Below are 17,416 nucleotides of genomic sequence, written 5' to 3' on the forward strand. Positions count from 1 at the left end.
CAGCCCACACTCGAGCACGTCCCCGGTGCGCTATCCGCCTTCGAGCAGTTGGCGCCGCCGCCTCTCCTCGGTGAAGAACCGGTCCCGGGCGATGTGCTCGACCTTGTCCATGTCGCTGAGGATGCGGCGGATCTCGCGCAGGAAATCCTTGCGGCGGGATGTCAGGTCGGGTGCGGGCGTCAGCAGGTTCTGGTCGGCGGCCACCTGACGTGCGGTCGCGAACAACAGCGCCGACACCGACTCGTTGCTGCGCACCCGGCCTTGGGCCACGTACTGCCGACCGACCCCGAGCGCCCGTTTCGTGAGTTCCTTCTCGCTGATCTCGGCGGGCGCGTCACGCAGCACGTCGGCGACGATCTCGTCGGCCTCGAAGAACGGCCGCAGCATCGCGCCCGCGATGAGGGGGCGTTTGGCCCGTAGCAGCTGGAAGATCTCCTCACCACCGGCGGAGATGTGCTTCTCCCAGTTGTCGTGCCACGACATCTCTTCGGTCACGTTCTCCCGGAACGCCGCCGAGTCGGCGAAGTAGAAGTCGAACTTGAGCAGGTCGCGCAGCCTCATCACCTGCGTCCAGAACGCCTGCAGCGGATCCTTTTCGGCGTGCGCGGCGTGCACCAGCGCGAGCTCGACGATCGAGGTCTCCAGGAACGCATGGATCAGTGAGTTGCGGTAGAACGCGGCCTCGAGTTCGTCCTCGGGCGCGATGCGCCACACGGGCTCGCGGCCCCCGTCGACCAGGGTGACCGGGTGCCCGTTGGACAACGCGTCGACGGCCGACCGGACGCCGTCGAGGGTCCGCAGGCGCAGCGCACTGTTGGTCACCGGGGTGTTCTTGCGTTCCAGGTAGTCCAGCGAGTCCTGCAGCGTGTGGTGCAACTGCTCCAGCGTGAGCGCGGTGCCACGCGTGGTGAGCAGCAGCGCCGAAACCAGACCCGTGGCGTTGACCGGGGTGACCCGCAGGATGCGCCATGCGACCTCGAAAGCCATCTTCTGCATCGCGAGCCGTTTGGCCGCCTCGTCATGGGCCATCTCGCCGTGCGGCTCGCCGAGGTACTGGCGCATCGAAACCGCTTCCGGGAAGCGGACATAGATCTTGCCGTAGTTGCGGTCCCCCTGGGCCTTGATGAAGCTGTAGAGCCACTTGAGTCCCTCGGGGGTCTTCTCCCCACCACGGGCATAGGCCGCGTACTCCGCGGTCTCGTGCAGCTGGTCGAAACTGATCGACACAGGCTGCAGCAGAATGTCGTCGCTGCGGCCGTCGAGATACGCGTCGGCGACGTAGGACAGCAGTCCGAGCTTGGGCGGCAACATCTTTCCGGTCCGCGACCGCGTGCCCTCGATGGACCAGTTCAGGTTGAACCGCTTCTCCACGATGTAGCCGACGTACTGCCGCAGCACGTACTTGTACAGCGGGTCGTCGAGCTTGCGGCGGATGAAGATGACGCCCGAATGCCGGAACAGCGGCCCCATCAGGCCGAACGACAGGTTGATGCCGGCGAACGTGTACACCGGCGGCAACCGGTTCTCCTGCATCGCCACTGGGACGATCACGCCGTCGAGGTAGGACCGGTGCGAGAACAGCAGCACGGCCGGGTGCGTTTCCAGGGCGTGCCGCATCGACTCGATCTCGGCGCGGTCATAGTCGATTCGCGGATCGAAGCCCCGGCTGAAGATCGCCCGGCCCAGCGTCGGGATGAGGTCGACGGAGAAGCGGCTCCACCCGGTGGAGAGCTCGTCGAGCATCTCCCCGGCCTTCTCGACCGTGGCTCCGGGGATCTGCTCGAGCCCCTGCCGGAAGCGCGCCGAGTCCAGCATCTCGGGTTTGACCAGCCGGGGCGACTTGTATTCGGGGCCGAGCAGTCGCAGCTCCACCCGCTCGATCGCAAGAACCGCCCGGCGCAGCACGAATCGCGCGAATTCCCTGGGGTTTTCGGCGACGGTGTTCTCACTCCACTGCTGCCGCAGCTCGGAAACCTTGGCAGGTTCGCCGGCCACGACCCTGGCGCGCGACGGATCCTTGCGCAGGATGCGCCGCTGCAGGATCTCCGGCGGCCGGTAGGTGTCACGGCCGGAGATCAGCCCGACCAGCTTCAGCCGCGTGGGCAGCCCCGCGGGCACCCAGAACACCCGCACGGGTACCACGAGGCGATCCTGGTCGGCTTCCAGTTCCTCGACGAGGCTCGCGAGTACGCCCGGCGACGGTTCGCCGTCCTCAGGCAGTTGCAAGACCTCGATCGACGAATCGGGGTGTTCCTTACGGTGGGTCTTGAGCCAGTCGTTGAGCAGTTCGAGTTCGGCGGGCGAGGACACCGACGCCAGCACAAGGGCATCGTCGGTCGTGCTGAAACTCGCGAAGAAGTCGGTCGGCGCGGTCACGGCCGACCCTTCACGCTGCGTCCGGTGGATTTGGCCGGCGCCTTCTTCGCGGCCTTCCTGACCTCTGCGGCCCGTTTGTACAACGGGAATTCCGGCAGCTCGTCCTCCGGCCAGTCGATCAGGGTGTCGAGGAAGATCTGACGGACCTCATCGATGCGTTCGGTCAGGTTGTCGAGGGTCCAATCGTCCACCGGGATGGGCGGATACACCGCGACATCCACCGTTCCGGGATTGAACGTGCTGGAGTCGCGGGCCGCGATCACCTCGGCGTTCCGGATGACGATCGGGACGATCGGGATGCCCGCGGCCATGGCGATCCGGAACGGCCCCTTCTTGAACGGACCGACCTCGGTGGTGTCCAGCCGGGTGCCCTCCGGCGCGATCAGCACCGAAAGTCCCTTGCGCGCAAGTTCTTCGATCTTGTGCAGGCTTTCGATGGCTTTTTCCGGATCGTCCCGGTCGATGAACGCGGTATCCATCACCTTGCCCAGGGTGCCGACCAGCGGGTCGTTGGCCAGTTCCTTCTTGCCCACACCCGTGAAGTTGTCGCTCACCAGCGTTCCGGCGATCACGGGATCGGCCTGGTTGCGGTGATTGAAGATGAAGACCGCAGGCCGCTGCTTGGTGAGGTTCTCCCGGCCCAGCACGTTGAGGCTGACGCCGGTGGCGCCCAACAGAACCCGGCCCATCATCGAGGTGAACAGGTTGACGCCGCTGCGCTTGCTGCGGTTGAGCAGCCCCCAGCCGATGGCACCGGCGGCCAGCGGCATCATCGAGGCGAACCCGGCCGCCGTGCGCAGTTGCGACACCGGGCTGCTGCCACTGCGGCTGCTGAAGCGCAGGATGGGCCAGCCACGCTTGGCCGCCACGGCGGCCAGTTTGCCGCCGGGGTTGGTCGGGCGCGGATTGCCCACCAGGTACATCAGCGCAACGTCCTCGTCGCCGTCGGCGTAGAAGTAGCTCTTGGTGAGGTCGACCCCGTTGGCAGCCGCGAACTTCTGCACCGCATGGGCTTTGCCCGGTCCCCAGATCACCGGCCGCGCTACCTCACCGGTGATCAGGCCGTCGTCGTCGGTCTCGAACTTGTTGCTCAGCACGTTCTCGATACCCAAGAACCGTGCGACGGGTTCGACCTGCACCGTCAACGCCGACGAACTCAGCACCACGGTGTGGCCGCGGGCCATGTGGGCGCGCACCATGGCGCGCATCTCGGGGTAGATGCGGTCCCGGACATGTTGGACGAACAGCCGCTCTCCCAGTTCGTCGAGGTCGCTCTCGGAGTTGCCCCGCAGCATGCGCGCGCCCTTGCCGATGAGATCCTCGAACTCCGAGCGGCCGAGCTGGTGGTTCAGGCCGGCCTGCACCATGCCGATGAACTCGCCGACGCTCATCTGCCCGCGCCGCAACCGATCCTGGGTCATCAGCACGCCGGTGAAGCCGGCCACCAGAGTGCCGTCGAGGTCGAAGAACGCCCCGATCTCCGGGCCTTCCGGGCTCGCCTCGATCTCGGCCAGTGAACCCGGCAGCCGCTGCTTCGACTTGCCTGACTGCCCCGGTGATGTCACTGTGCGGCACTCCCGTTCGACGCGGATTCGGCCGTCGCGGGCACGTCGGCCGTGAACGTTGCCCCGGCGGCACGACCATCGCCACCGAGCGCGAGCACCTCGTTGAAGCCGTCGATCAGGCACTGCGCAAACAGGGGTTCGTTGGTGATCGACGCCCGGTCGTACCGCGTGGTGACGGTGACGTATCCCGACCGCGAGATCAGGACCGCCATGATCGCCACTCCCGGCAGCGGGCCAATGCCGTAGTGCCGCAGGATTTTTGCCCCGGCGATGAACGTGTCGCCGGCATACATGGGCACGTTGCTGGCCTGCACGTCGGAGTGCACCACCGATCCCGCCACCGACTCCAGGAACGTGTCCGGCAGAAAGCTCAGGACGGGGGCGATTGCGCCGACCATGTCGATCGCGCGTTCTTCGCGCTTGCTGGTCATCTGCGCACGCACCGCCTTGATGCGCTGTTCGGGATCGACGATGCCGACCGGCGCGGCCAGATTGACCCCGGCGAACCGGTTGCCGCCTGCCGGATCATCCTCGGACCGGAGGTTGACCGGCACCGCCATCGGCAGATTCTGGATCGGGATTCCCATCGCATCGTGGTACAGCCGCAACGCACCGCACAGGCCCGCCAGATACGCGTCGTTGATCGAACCGCCCGCGGCCTTCGAGGCCTTGTGCAGGTCGCTGAACTTGATGTCGATGGCCTCGGTCCGCGACGACAGGCTGCGCCTGCGCAGCAGCGGAGACGGATCCGCCGCCGGTCCCATGACACGTGCGCCCGACATGGCGTAGTCGACCACACCGCTGACCGCCGAGACCGGGTCGCGGACCACCCGGGTCGCGGCGCGCGCCGCTCCGCCGAGCGCACCCAGCAGACCACCGGCGATCGCGCCGGGCAGCCGGTTCAAGCCTTCCCGCATGAGGTCGTTGGGCGAGAGATCCTGCGGGATGGGCAGGGGTGGGGTCTGTCTGGGTTCGGGATCACGTTCGAGGTCGTAGATGCTGGCGAACATCTCGACCCCGCCGACGCCATCGGTCACCGCGTGGCTCAGGTGAAGGATGGTGGCGGCCCGGTCGCCTTCCAGGCCCTCCACGAGGGTCGCACTCCACAGGGGCCGCGTGATGTCCATGGGCGACTGCATCGCGATCTCCGCGAGGTCGATCAGGTCGCGGACGGTGCCCGGAGCGGGCACCCGGACCCGGCGCACGTGGTAATCGAGGTTGAAGTCCGGGTCGACCACCCATCGCGGCGCCACGGTCGGCAGCGTCGGCATGACGACTTTCTGACGTAACCGCAGAACCTTGCGCGACGCGTTCTCGAACCGGGTGCGGAAACGCTCCCAGTCCGGGGTGGTGTCGAGGATCTCGACGCCCATGATGCCCGAGCGAGTGCGCGGATTTGCCTCCCCACGGTGCAGGAGCGTGTCGACCGCACTCAATTCTTCGGATAACACTGCCGTATCCGGCACGTCGCTCATAGCGTTGACCTCTCCTCCCCCTGGCTGCCCAAGTGCAGCGTCCACGCTAGTCCGCTGCCGGTGGCGGCGGGATGGCTTTGCCGGCTGCCACGGTGAGTGAGTCGGCCGGGCACTGCAAGATACACTCAGCGGCGCTGCCTCCGTAGCTCAGCGGATAGAGCAGCCGCCTTCTAAGCGGTTGGTCGCAGGTTCGATCCCTGCCGGGGGCGCTCTGTGCCTGTTGACCGGCGCAAGATCAGTGTGCGCCGGGCTGACACGCGCTACTGTCCTGATTGTCCTCGCAACCGGCAGTTCGGAGACGACATGGGCACCTATCGGACGGTAATTGTCGGCACCGACGGTTCGGAATCGTCGTTGCGGGCGGTCGACCGGGCAGCGACCATCGCGGCTCAGGAGAACGCGAAACTCATCGTCGCGAGTGCGCACCAACCCGTCGTCGAACGGGGCAGCTGGTCGAGGGCGCCGTCACACGATCATGTGGTCGACACCCGCGCTGCCGACTCGCTCCGCGAGGAGGGCTACAAGCTTCACGGCGCCGCACCCATCTACGAGATTCTCCGGGAGGCCCGCGATCGCGCGAAGGCCGCAGGCGCCGGCGACATCGACGAGCGCGCGATCGAGGGCGCACCGGTCGACGCGTTGGTGAAACTGGCCGACGACGTCAAGGCCGACCTGGTCGTGGTGGGCGACGTGGGGCTCGACTCGGTTGCCGGGCGCCTCTTGGGCTCGGTGCCCGCCAACGTCGCCCGCCGGGCCAAGGTCGACATCCTCATCGTCCATACCGCGGGCTAGGGCCGCCCGCCCGGTCGATCAGCAGGGCAGGGTGCGCTGAGGCCTGCCGCTGTACTCACTCAGCGGCCGGATCAGGGCATTGGCGCCGGCCTGCTCCATGATGTGGGCGGTCCACCCGGTGATCCGGCTCATCACGAAGATCGGCGTGAAGCTCGGGATCGCGAAACCCATCAGGTAATAGGCGGGGCCGGTGGGAAAGTCGAGGTTCGGCTTGATCTTGGTGGCCGCATACATCGCACTTTCCAGCACGTCGTAGATGTCGAGCCAGCGCTGTCCGCCACGAACGGCGGCCACGCTCACCAGAGCCGCCTTCATGGTGGGCACCCGGGAATCACCGTTGCGGTAGACCCGGTGTCCGAATCCCATCACCTTGTCCTTGCGGGACAGCTTGCCGTGCAACCACTCTGCCGCACGGTCGGCAGACCCAATCTCGAGCATGTCGTGCATGACGGCCTCGTTGGCGCCGCCGTGCAAGGAGCCCTTCAGGGCACCGATCGCCGCCGTCACGGCGCTGTAGATGTCGGACTGCGTCGACGTCACGACCCGGGCCGCGAACGTCGATGCGTTGAAGCTGTGCTCGGCGTACAGGATCATCGACTGTTCAAAGGCCTTGACCACGGCCGGTTCTGGCACTTCGCCGAAGCACATGTTCAGGAAGTTCTCCGAGTAGCCCAGGTGGCTGTGCGGCGGGATCGGTTCCAGACCTCGTCGGCGGCGCATGTCGGCGGCGACGATCGTCGGCAGGACCGCGTACATCCGCAGCGCCTTGGCCAGGTTGGCCGACACGCTGCCGTCGTCCTCGTCGGGATCTTCCGCGCCGAGATAGCTGATGACCGTGCGGACCACGTCCATCGGATGACAGTTGTCGGGCAGCTTGGTCAGCAGCGACTGCATCGACCGATCGATGCGCCGCGACGCGCGCTCGCGCTGCATGAACAGCGCCAGCTCCTGATCGGTCGGCAATTCGCCGTGCCACAGCAGGTAGGCGACCTGCTCGAAGGTGCACTGCGCGGCCAGATCCTGCACGGGATAACCGCGGTAGGTCAGAGAATTCGTCTCGGGCACCACCTTGGAGATCGCGGTGGTGTCGACTACCACACCCGCCAGTCCCTTGTGGATCTTCGGCTTGTCATCGGTCAGGGTCATCGCGGCACTCCCTCCAACGAGAAGTTGTAGATCTCGGAGTCGAATTGGTTGTACTCGGGATAGCGGAGCAACTCGTAGAGCCGGCTGCGGTGTTGCATGTGCTCGAGCAGTCCGGATTGTGTTCCTTCTGTCTCGATTTCACGCAGACCGACTTCGACGGCATGCATCGCCATACGCAGCGTGGTGACCGGATAGATGACGACGTTGTAGCCGATGTCCGCCAGCACCCGGGCGCCGATCAGCTCGGACTTGCCGAACTCGGTCATGTTGGCCAACAGCGGCGTGTCGACCGCCGCCCGGAACTGCTCGAAATCCGCCGGGCCGGAAAGCGCCTCGGTGAAGATGAGGTCCGCACCCGCGCCGGCGTACGCCTTGGCACGCTCGATGGCGGCGTCTAGACCCTCGACGCCCGCGGCATCGGTGCGCGCACAGATGACGAAATTCGGATCTCTGCGCGCGGCGACGGCCGCCCGTAACCGCTTGACCATCTCCCCGGTCGGCACCACGGTCTTCCCGTCGAGGTGCCCGCACCGCTTGGGGTTCACCTGGTCTTCCAGATGCAGTCCGGTCAGACCCGCGTCTTCGAGCACGGTGACGGTACGTGCGGCGTTCATCGGTTCGCCGAAGCCGGTGTCGGCGTCGATGAACGTGGGAAGGTCTGTGGCCGAGGCGATCTGAGCGCCCCGCCCGGCGACCTCCGTCAGCGTGGTCAACCCGATGTCGGGTAGGCCGAGGTCGGCCGCAACCACCGCGCCCGAGACATAGACGCCGTCGAATCCGACTTCGGCTATCAGTTTCGCCACCAACGGTGAGAAGGCGCCGGGAAACCGTTGCAGACGACCCGATTCCAGACCGGCGCGGAACTGCCGGCGCTTGTCCGCGACCGGCGTGCGCGGGCCCATCACCGGAAGATCCCCGAGGGAATCGTCGGCGCCTTGTCCAGCACCCGTGGGTCGACTCGCACATTGAGTGCCGCCAGGCCGCCCGCCGTGGTCGTGGCGACGTTCTCGACCGCACTCAGGAACCGTTGCTGCTCCCGGTGTTCCACGACGCCGTCCGCCAGTTCGGCGAACTTGTCGACGTACTGCTCCCGACCGAACGGCCGGGCGCCCAACGGATGTGCGTCGGCCACAGCGAGCTCGTCGACTATGGTCTCCCCGCTCTTGAGTGTCACCACGGCCTTGGCGCCGAAGGCCTTCTCCGTGGGATCGGACGAGTGGTAGCGCCGGGTCCATTCGGGATCTTCGACCGTGGAGATCTTGCGCCACAACTCGATCGTGTCGGCGCGGTGCGCGCGTTCGGGCGCGTACGACCGCTCGTGATGCCAGGATCCGTCCTGCAGCGCGACGGCGAAGATGTACATGACAGAGTGGTCGAGGGTCTCCCGCGAAGCGTCGGGGTCGAACTTCTGCGGATCGTTGCTGCCCGTACCGATCACCACGTGGGTGTGGTGGCTGGTGTGCAGCACGATGGTGGCGACCTGGTCCAGATCGCCGATCCGATCCCGCATCCGACGCGCCAGGTCGATGGGCGCCTGACTCTGGTACTCGGCCGAATGCTCCTTGGTGTAGCTGTCGAGGATGGCCCGCTTGGGCTCGCCGGGTGCGGGCAGCGGCACGCGGTAGGTGTGGTCGGGGCCGGCGAGCAGCCAGGCGATCACGCCGTCCTCACCCTCCCAGATCGGGGCAGGCGACGCTTCACCACGCATCGCACGGTCGACGGCCTCGATCGCGACCTTGCCCGCCCATGCCGGCGCGAACGCCTTCCAACTGGAGATCAGGCCCTTGCGCGACTGCCGGGTCGCGGTGGTCAGATGCAGTGCCTGACCGATTGCGGCGTAGATGGTTTCGGCATCGAGCCGCAGCATCGTGCCCAAGCCGGCGGCGATCGACGGGCCCAGATGAGCGACGTGGTCGATCTTGTGTTGATGCAGGCAGATTCCCTTCACCAGGTCGATCTGCACCTCGTACGCTGTTGCGATGCCACGGATCAGGTCGGCGCCGCGCACGCCCAGTTGCTGTGCCACCGCGACCAGAGCCGGGATGTTGTCGCCGGGATGGGAGTAATCGGCGGCCAGGAACGTGTCGTGGAAGTCGAGCTCTCGGACAGCCACGCCATTGGCCCAGGCCGCCCACTCGGCCGGCACGGCGCCGTCGACACCGAATACGGTCGCCCCCTGACGAGTTCTGTGCGCCAGGGCTTGCGTACGGGCGACGGTCACGGGACGGCGGATCACCGAAGCAGCGGACACCGCGGCGTTGTCGATGATCCGGTTGACCACCATCGCCGCGGTCTCCGGCGGCACCTCCACCGGGTCCGCCGCGACTTCGGCGATCTTCCACGCCAGGTGCTCGGTCCGCGGAAAATCGTCGGCGCTACGCCGGGTTCTCACCTCATGTTCACGCATGATTCGCACGCTACGCAGACCGAATATTCAGCGGAAGAGCTTGTAAATGCGTATTTTTGTGTCCTTTGACGAGGACTTTTGCGAATGTTGCGAAAGCGGGTTGGAGTAGCCTCGGCAGTGGTGGCGAGAACATTCGCGGGTGCCCGCCTGAGGCGGCTCCGAGACGAGCGAGGCCTGACCCAGGTCGCGCTGGCACGCGCCCTCGGACTGTCCACGAGCTACGTCAACCAGCTGGAGAACGACCAGCGCCCCATCACCGTGCCGGTACTGCTCGCACTGGCCGACCGCTTCGACCTGCCCACCCACTACTTCGCGCCCGACGCCGACGCCCGGCTGGCCTCCGACCTGCGCGAGATACTCGCCGACAGCCCCGCCACGACCGCACAGATCGAGGAGCTTGTGGCCCGGATGCCCGAAGTCGGCCAGACCATGGTTAATCTGCACCGCCGCCTGCACGACGCAACGGCAGAACTCGAAGCGGTCCATGATCGCGCGAGCCTCGACGTACAGACCGGCACCCAACAACCCATGCCGTTCGAAGAGGTCCGCGACTTCTTCTACGACCGCCGCAACTACATCGACACGCTCGACCGCGCTGCCGAGAACCTGTTCGCCGAACGCCGTTTGCAGATCGGCGGTTTGGATCGGCAACTCGCCGACCTGCTGGCAGCGGAGGGTATCACCGTGGTGGTCGACGACGGTAACACCCTGGGATCCGACGTCAAACGTCGGTACGACGACCAAGCCCGCACCCTGCACATCGCACGGTGGCTGCTGCCCGGACAACGCGCCTTCCAGCTGGCCACTCAGATCGCGCTGCTGTCGCACTCCGAGCTGATCGATGCCCTCGTCGCCACCGACGACCAGTTGAGCTCGGAGGCAAGGGATGTCGCACGGATCGGGCTGGCGAACTACTTCGCGGGCGCGCTGCTCCTGCCGTATCGAATGGTGCTGTCGGCCGCCGAGGAATTGCGGTACGACATCGACCAGCTCGCCCGTCGGTTCGAGGTGGGTTTCGAGACCGTCTGCCATCGGCTCTCAACCCTGCAGCGACCTGATGCGCGCGGCGTTCCGTTCATCTTCGTCCGTACCGACAGCGCTGGTAACATCTCGAAGCGACAGTCCGCCACTGCTTTTCACTTCTCTCGCGTCGGTGGAAACTGCCCGCTGTGGGTCGTACATCATGCGTTCTCCCGCCCCGGCGAATTCCTGACACAGGTGGCCCAGATGCCCGATGGCCGCAGCTATTTCTGGATCGCGAAGACCATGGCCTCGACGCCCGGCCGCTACCTCGGCACCCGCAAGCGCTTTGCCATCGGCCTGGGCTGCGACCTGGCACACGCCGAAAAGCTCGTGTACTCGGTCGGCATCGACCTCGCCGACGCCCAAGCCACGGTGCCCATCGGCGCGGGTTGCCGCATCTGCGACCGCCCGGCCTGCCCACAGCGCGCGTTTCCCTATGTGGGCAGGCCGGTTCGGGTCGATCCGCAGACCAGCAGCGACCTGCCGTACTCCCCGGCCGGCTGACGGCCTGCGGTGGCGCCCGGCCGGGTCAGCAGGTTCCTAGCCCGCGCGGACCTCCGCCGCCGCGGCCACCAGGTGCTGCAACGACGCCGTCACCTCGTCGGTGGACCGCGTCTTGAGGCCGCAGTCGGGGTTCACCCACAGCCGTTCGGCAGGAACGGCTCTCAGCGCCTCGCGCAATGACGCGGCGATCTCGTCGACGCCTGGCACGCGAGGCGAGTGGATGTCGTAGACGCCCGGGCCCACGCTGTTTGCGAACCCGGCCTGGTTGAGATCGCCCAGCACCTCCATGTGTGAACGCGCCGCCTCGATCGAGGTGACATCCGCGTCCAGGTCGGCGATCGCACCGATCACTTCACCGAACTCCGAGTAGCACAGGTGCGTGTGGATCTGTGTCGTGTCCGCAACCCCTGACGTGGCCAGCCGGAAGGCCTCGACGGCCCAGCGCAGGTAGGCATCCTTGTCCTTGGTCCGCAGCGGGAGCAGTTCGCGCAGCGCAGGCTCGTCGACCTGGATGATCGCGATGCCCGCCGACTCGAGGTCCACCGTCTCGTCGCGGATGGCCAATGCGACCTGGAATGCCGTGTCCGCCAACGGCTGGTCGTCACGCACGAACGACCACGCCAAGATCGTGACCGGACCCGTCAGCATGCCCTTGACCGGTTTGTCGGTCAAAGACTGGGCGTAGCTGATCCATTCCACGGTCATCGGCTCGGGCCGAGATACATCGCCGTAGAGGATCGGCGGACGGACGCACCGGCTGCCGTAGGACTGCACCCATCCGTTCTGGGTCGCGAAGAACCCGTCGAGTTGCTCGGCGAAATACTGCACCATGTCGTTGCGTTCCGGTTCACCGTGCACCAGGACGTCGAGCCCGAGCCGCTCCTGCAGTGCGATGACGTCGGCGATCTCGGCCTTCATCCGGCGCTCGTATTCTGCCGCGTCGATCCGGCCCGCCCGCAGGTCGGCCCGCGCCACCCGGATGGCCGTCGTCTGCGGGTAGGAGCCGATGGTCGTGGTGGGCAAGGCCGGCAGTTTCAATCGCTCGGCCTGTACGGCACGGCGGGCGGCGGCAGGGCCACGCTTGGCCCCGGAGCCGACGATCGACGTGATGCGGGCCCGAATTCGGCCGTTGCGGAGCCGGCTATCGGCCTTCCGCGACGCGACCGCCGCGTCCGAGTCGGCGATCTCGGCCGATATGGCCTCGCGGCCATCCTTGAGACCGCGCGCAAGCGCGGCCACCTCGGTGACCTTCTCGGCCCCGAAAGCCAGCCAACTGCGCAGTGCCGCATCGAGTTCCACTTCACCGTCGAGCGTGTACGGCACGTGCAGCGTCGAGCACGACGTGGACACCGCTACGGCACCGGCACTTCCCAGCAGACCGGTGAGCTTGCCGAGCGCGCCCGCCAAGTCGGTGCGCCAGACGTTGCGCCCGTCGACGACACCCGCGACCACGAGCTTGTCTGCGAGCTCGGGCACGGACACGAACGCGGGTGAATCGCCTGCAACCAGGTCGATGCCGATCGCATCGACCGGCGTACGGGCCAGCGCCGGTAGCGCGTCGGCCAGGGCACCGAAGTAGGTCGCGACGAACAGTGCGGGGCGATGGCCGAGCGCACCGAGGCGCCCGTAGACCCGCTCGGCCAATTCCGGTGCGTTGCCGAGAAAATCGGTCACCAGTACGGGTTCGTCGAACTGAACCCACCGCACCCCGCGGGCGGCGAGCACGTCGAGCAGTTCTGCGTACACCCCCACGAGTTCGTCGAGCCGGTCGATGGGCGTGCCGCCACCGTCGACTGCCTTGGCCAGCGCCAGGAAGGTGATGGGTCCGACGATCACCGGCCGTGCCGGGATACCCAGCGTGACAGCCTCTTCCACCTCACCGAGCACCTTGGCAGGGTTGAGCGCGAAGGTCGTGTGCGGTCCGATCTCGGGCACCAGGTAGTGGTAGTTGGTGTCGAACCATTTGGTCATCTCCAGCGGCGCGGTCTCGTCGTCACCTCGTGCGGCCGCGAAGTAACGATCCAGCTCGTCCGCGATCGAACAGACCCGCGGAGGGAGCGCACCGACCAGCACAGCGGTATCGAGCATCTGGTCGTAGTACGAGAACGTGTTGACCGGGATCGAGTCGAGCCCGGCCGCGGCCAATGTTTGCCAGGTCTCACGCCGCAACTGCGCAGCGATGGATTCGAGCCCGGCCCGGTCGGTCCGGCCGGCCCAGTAGTTCTCGACGGCCCGCTTGAGTTCCCGGTTGGGTCCGATCCGCGGAGATCCGAGGACAGTGGCGGTGAAAGGTGTTGCAGTTGTGCTCATGACGACGTCCTTCAACGTGCGACGGGGATGGTCACCGCCAGGAGACGTCGAGCCGAGGACGGTACGCCCGCCACGAGTGCACCGCTTCGGCCACTGCCTGTTCCGCGAGGCGATGAGCCACCGGACGCGGCGCGCCCGGTACGGCTGGCAGGTCTTCGGACTCGCAGGCGCGCACCAATGTGCTCCTAGTGGCCGTCGCTTCCCAGCCCGGGAGGGCCAGTGCTGATGACGGCGGTCGTTCCTGCATACCGCTGCGGGACAGTCCCGGATTCCCACCGGGTTCCCTCTCACACCGCGCCTGTACCAGCGCGCGACGTTCGGTGTCGATCCCGGTCATCACCGGGGCCGACAAACCAGCTGCGCCGCCCAGACTACTCCGCCACGTTGCCGCGGTGACGGCCTCACCGACGGATGGCCGCCTTGATCGTGTCGGCCACCATGGTCGCCTGCGTGACATCCGACGCCGCGGGTTTGCAGGCCTGCACGTCGATGATGACATTGGTCTCGACGGCCAGCGCCCGCTGACACGCCCGTACCTGTTCGCCCGCGCTGCGCGTGAACGGCATCGACAGTTCGGAGTTCGATTCGGTGAGGGCCCCGCTGTGCCACTTGGGCAACTGCTGACCGTTGAGGTTGATGTTCACGTTGTGGTCCGAGCATTTGGCCCAGCGGTCGGCCGACTGACGATAGAAATCGCGGGCGTCCTGCTCCGAGGGGAACGAAACGATCGACTGCACAACGAGATTGTCCCAGTCATCGGCGTCAGGTGACCGCAGCAGCTGTTGCCGCATCGCGGTCCAACCGTCGCCGTAGATCGCCGATTCGTTGACCTGCCACACCCCGAGGCAGTTGAGGTTGGGCAGCAGGTTGCGATGGTCGCCCATCACGGTGACCACCGGGTGCGGAGTCATCCCTTGCGCGGCCATCAGGGTGTTCACCTCCTCGGGTTTGAGCAGCAGCGCGTCGAGGTCGGTGTCTCCGATCACCTTGGGCGCTGCTTCTTGCGCATTGCCCTTGTCAGAGCATGCGGCAATGGCCAGGGCGACGAGCAATATTCCTGCCACACAACGCAACACCTTGCCCCGACGTGGGGCCTCACGCATGGGTGCCCGCCAGCGCGCACGCCATCTGGGCATTGTGGGCGTCCTCGTTGAGCTCATTGGCGGTCACGTTCAAGGTGTCGCCACTGCCGCGCAGCCCCATCTTGACCAGCAGCTTGGTCGCATCCAGTGACCACGAGCGCATCGGACCGGCGATGTCGGGCGAAAGCCCAGGTGTCCCTGCCGCGCTCATCGCCTGTGCGGCCGACTCCCGAAGCGCGGTGCGGCCACTGACATTGGTCATGCTCACCACCGGATCCGAGTAATCGGGCCGCGCGGTGCCGTCGATCGTGTCCGCGAAGTCACCGTAGAACACCGAGGCATTGTCCAGCGCGTCGGCGAATGCAGTGCACGCGGTCACCGCGGCAGGGTCGGCATCGCCGGCAGGCGCGGGGGCTCCCGCCGGCAGCGGCGCCGCCGGTGGGGGTTCCACCGGGCCGGCGTCGGACTGGGTGGCGCCCTCCGGGTCGGCGAATGCCGGTGGCAGCGTGGCAAGTCCAATGGCCAGCGCGATACCGCAGGCCGCCAGTCCCCGCCCGCAAAGGTGTGATGTCCTCACCTGTACCTCCGTAGTAGATAGTCGCCACCCCGGCCGGGCACGGCACGGGTCGGCGCTATGCAATCAGCCGTTGCTGGCGTCGTCGCATTACGGTCTGCGGGTCACATGTCCGGATGGTGAACGGCCGACGAACACCCGAACGCGGCGTGCGGTCCATTGCGTGTCCAAATCCGCACAGCCTTGATCAAACACGAATTGCGTTGACCCGCAGGGTATTGACAGAAAACTCACAGCTTCCGGAAGCTGCCTGCCAGATGGCTACGTGGCGGGAACTATTGGGGCGTCGTTCACCATTTCGAAACCAACCCCATACATGATTCGTCGCGACAGATTCCTTGGTTCCCTTGGATTTTCCGGCGACGATGTCGATCCAGAGGGATTCAGACTCCATGAGAGGCGCAAGTTCACGCATGTTGAATCGTTTTGCCACCCTGGCTGCAGTCTGCATGTTGGCCCCGGTCGCGGTTGCGCCCCTTGCCTCGGCTGATCCGCCTCCGCCGCCGGACCCGGCCGTCCCGGTCGCCGACGCCCCGCCCCCACCGCCTGACACCGGCGCGGTGCCCTCGGCCGCCCCGGGCGTGCTGGACACCCCGGATGGCTGGCACGTCTCGGTCAGCGGCGCCAACGAGAGTCAGCTGCCGGTCGCCCCGCTCACCACCGCCGTATCGTCACGCGAGTACCTCGTCGCCGGAACGTTCACCGGCAAGATCTCGGGCTCCGGCAAGACCAAGCTCACGGGTGGCACGCTCGAGGCCGGCGAACAAATCGGCTGCGGCATCGTCTCGGACGAGATGGAAATCAACCCTGGCGCAAGCTTTTCCCCGTCGATCAAGATTCCGTTCACCGGTGCGGCCACCGACGTGGGCTTCGGTACCGGTATCAACCTCCAGGGCAAGGTGTACCTCAAGCCGGGCACCGTGACGATCGTTCCCATCGACAAGAAGTCGTTCAAGGGTTCGGAGACCCGCGTCACCATCACGGGTGTACGGATCAAGTTCGACCAGTGCGCCGGCCAGTCCTTCATCCGGTCGTACGCGACCCTGACGGCCTCGACCGAGAACACCGACGATGTGGTCACCTACCTCGGAGTCACCAAGGCGGTGTGATCTTGGCCGCGCCAAATGGCGTGGCGGGACCGGTTCCACATCCGGTTCTGCCGCGCCTTTTTGCGTTTGGCCGCGCCAAAGTTATTGACGTCCAATCATATTCGTTGCCATCAGTTCAGCTCACCACGAATTATATTGTTGCGCAGTCAATTTTCAGGAACCACACAGTCTGGGCACGCTCATTGGACGGGAGTGCGGTGTGGTCCGTTGGTCCGCCGTTCACCGATTCGAAACCAACCCCATACATGATTCGTCGCGACAGATTCCTTGTTTCCCTTGGGCTTTCCGGCGACGATGTCGATCCAGAGGGATTCAGACTCCATGAGAGGCGCAAGTTCACGCATGTTGAATCGTTTTGCCACCCTGGCTGCAGTCTGCATGTTGGCCCCGGTCGCGGTTGCGCCCCTTGCCTCGGCTGATCCGCCTCCGCCGCCGGACCCGGCCGTCCCGGTCGCCGACGCCCCACCGCCACCCGACAACGGAATCGTCGCGTCCGCCGAACCCGGTGTGGTGACGACGCCGGACGGGTGGAAGCTCACCGTGGCGGCGTCGAATGAAAGTCAGCTGCCGGTCGCCCCGCTCACCACCGCCGTATCGTCCCGCGAGTACCTCGTCGCCGGAACGTTCACGGGAACCGTGAGCGGCTCGGGCAAGACCAGCCTCAACGGCGGAACGCTCGACACCGGCTACCAGATCGGCTGCGGCATCGAGCTGGGTCAGGTGCGTCTGATCGGTTCGGTGGGCCTCAGTACCTCCGGTTCCACGTTGGGCGGCCTGATCCCGACCGGCCTGAGCGTGCCCCTCTCGGGCACCATCGAGATCCACCTCAAGCCGGGCACCGTCAACAACGTTTCGGTGGACAAGAAGTCGTTCAAGGCCGCGCCCGTCCGCGTCACGGTCAAGGATGTCCACATCAAGCTCGACGGCTGCGTCGGCCAGTCCTTCCTGCGCTCCTACGCCATCCTGACCAGCTCGACCACCGACACCGACGACGTCGTCGCGTACTACGGCGTCACCAAGGCCGTCTGAGACCTCATGAATCGGACACACCGT

General features: G+C 66.3%; 13 protein-coding genes, 1 tRNA gene and 1 riboswitch. Of the genes, 5 read left to right on the plus strand and 9 right to left on the minus strand.

Annotated features, from left to right (window positions below):
• Nucleotides 1–30: 30 nt before the first annotated feature.
• Genes G6N67_RS38395 through G6N67_RS38405 form a run of 3 tightly spaced genes read right to left on the minus strand, consistent with a single transcriptional unit; the run spans nt 31 to nt 5,416 of the window.
• Entirely contained in the window at nt 31–2,376 is a 2,346-nt protein-coding gene (locus G6N67_RS38395) for a glycerol-3-phosphate 1-O-acyltransferase (protein ID WP_036442460.1), read from the minus strand.
• Complete coding sequence (locus G6N67_RS38400; protein ID WP_036442458.1) at nt 2,373–3,941, minus strand: HAD-IB family hydrolase/lysophospholipid acyltransferase family protein; 1,569 nt, start codon at nt 3,939–3,941, stop codon at nt 2,373–2,375. The genes G6N67_RS38395 and G6N67_RS38400 overlap by 4 nt, the downstream gene beginning before the upstream one ends.
• On the minus strand, nt 3,938–5,416 hold the full coding sequence (locus G6N67_RS38405; protein WP_036442455.1) for a wax ester/triacylglycerol synthase family O-acyltransferase: 1,479 nt from the start codon (nt 5,414–5,416) through the stop codon (nt 3,938–3,940). The genes G6N67_RS38400 and G6N67_RS38405 overlap by 4 nt, the downstream gene beginning before the upstream one ends.
• 136 nt (nt 5,417–5,552) lie before the next feature.
• Between G6N67_RS38405 and G6N67_RS38410 the strand changes: the two genes are divergently transcribed.
• Both G6N67_RS38410 and G6N67_RS38415 read left to right on the plus strand, forming a co-directional pair.
• Nucleotides 5,553–5,625: transfer RNA gene (locus G6N67_RS38410), tRNA-Arg, on the plus strand.
• A 94-nt stretch (nt 5,626–5,719) separates the two neighbouring features.
• Nucleotides 5,720–6,208 (plus strand): universal stress protein, encoded by a 489-nt coding sequence (locus tag G6N67_RS38415; protein WP_036442453.1) that lies wholly within the window; start codon nt 5,720–5,722, stop codon nt 6,206–6,208.
• Nucleotides 6,209–6,226: 18 nt separating this feature from the next.
• On the opposite strand, the gene G6N67_RS38420 is transcribed toward G6N67_RS38415, so the two are convergent.
• From G6N67_RS38420 to prpD, 3 genes are read right to left on the minus strand one after another with little or no spacing between them, the layout of a single operon-like run.
• Complete coding sequence (locus G6N67_RS38420; RefSeq protein ID WP_036442450.1) at nt 6,227–7,354, minus strand: bifunctional 2-methylcitrate synthase/citrate synthase; 1,128 nt, start codon at nt 7,352–7,354, stop codon at nt 6,227–6,229.
• Nucleotides 7,351–8,256, minus strand: a complete 906-nt coding sequence (gene prpB, locus G6N67_RS38425) for a methylisocitrate lyase (RefSeq protein ID WP_036442448.1) — start codon at nt 8,254–8,256, stop codon at nt 7,351–7,353. The genes G6N67_RS38420 and prpB overlap by 4 nt, the downstream gene beginning before the upstream one ends.
• Entirely contained in the window at nt 8,256–9,761 is a 1,506-nt protein-coding gene (gene prpD, locus G6N67_RS38430) for a 2-methylcitrate dehydratase PrpD (protein WP_036442446.1), read from the minus strand. Before prpD ends, prpB begins: the two co-directional genes overlap by 1 nt.
• Nucleotides 9,762–9,881: 120 nt before the next feature.
• Between prpD and G6N67_RS38435 the strand changes: the two genes are divergently transcribed.
• Nucleotides 9,882–11,288, plus strand: coding sequence for a short-chain fatty acyl-CoA regulator family protein (locus G6N67_RS38435; protein WP_036443296.1), 1,407 nt, complete (start codon nt 9,882–9,884; stop codon nt 11,286–11,288).
• A 36-nt stretch (nt 11,289–11,324) separates the two neighbouring features.
• On the opposite strand, the gene metE is transcribed toward G6N67_RS38435, so the two are convergent.
• The 3 genes from metE to G6N67_RS38450 form a co-directional block, all read right to left on the minus strand.
• The gene (gene metE, locus G6N67_RS38440) at nt 11,325–13,598 is read right to left on the minus strand and encodes a 5-methyltetrahydropteroyltriglutamate--homocysteine S-methyltransferase (protein ID WP_036442444.1); all 2,274 of its coding nucleotides are present in this window, start codon (nt 13,596–13,598) and stop codon (nt 11,325–11,327) included.
• A 143-nt stretch (nt 13,599–13,741) separates the two neighbouring features.
• Nucleotides 13,742–13,906: riboswitch (cobalamin riboswitch) on the minus strand.
• 93 nt (nt 13,907–13,999) lie between these two features.
• Entirely contained in the window at nt 14,000–14,662 is a 663-nt protein-coding gene (locus tag G6N67_RS38445; RefSeq protein ID WP_230021859.1) for a sensor domain-containing protein, read from the minus strand.
• 31 nt (nt 14,663–14,693) lie between these two features.
• On the minus strand, nt 14,694–15,257 hold the full coding sequence (locus G6N67_RS38450; protein WP_051579296.1) for an Rv2240c family protein: 564 nt from the start codon (nt 15,255–15,257) through the stop codon (nt 14,694–14,696).
• Between the two features lie 410 nt (nt 15,258–15,667).
• Between G6N67_RS38450 and G6N67_RS38455 the strand changes: the two genes are divergently transcribed.
• Nucleotides 15,668–16,363 carry an MspA family porin gene (locus G6N67_RS38455; protein ID WP_036443551.1) on the plus strand — a complete coding sequence of 232 codons (696 nt, stop codon included), beginning with the start codon at nt 15,668–15,670 and terminating at the stop codon, nt 16,361–16,363.
• A 342-nt stretch (nt 16,364–16,705) separates the two neighbouring features.
• Nucleotides 16,706–17,392, plus strand: coding sequence for an MspA family porin (locus G6N67_RS38460; protein ID WP_036443287.1), 687 nt, complete (start codon nt 16,706–16,708; stop codon nt 17,390–17,392).
• The last annotated feature ends 24 nt before the right edge of the window (nt 17,393–17,416 follow it).

This window comes from Mycolicibacterium mageritense, assembly GCF_010727475.1.
Lineage (GTDB): Bacteria > Actinomycetota > Actinomycetes > Mycobacteriales > Mycobacteriaceae > Mycobacterium > Mycobacterium mageritense.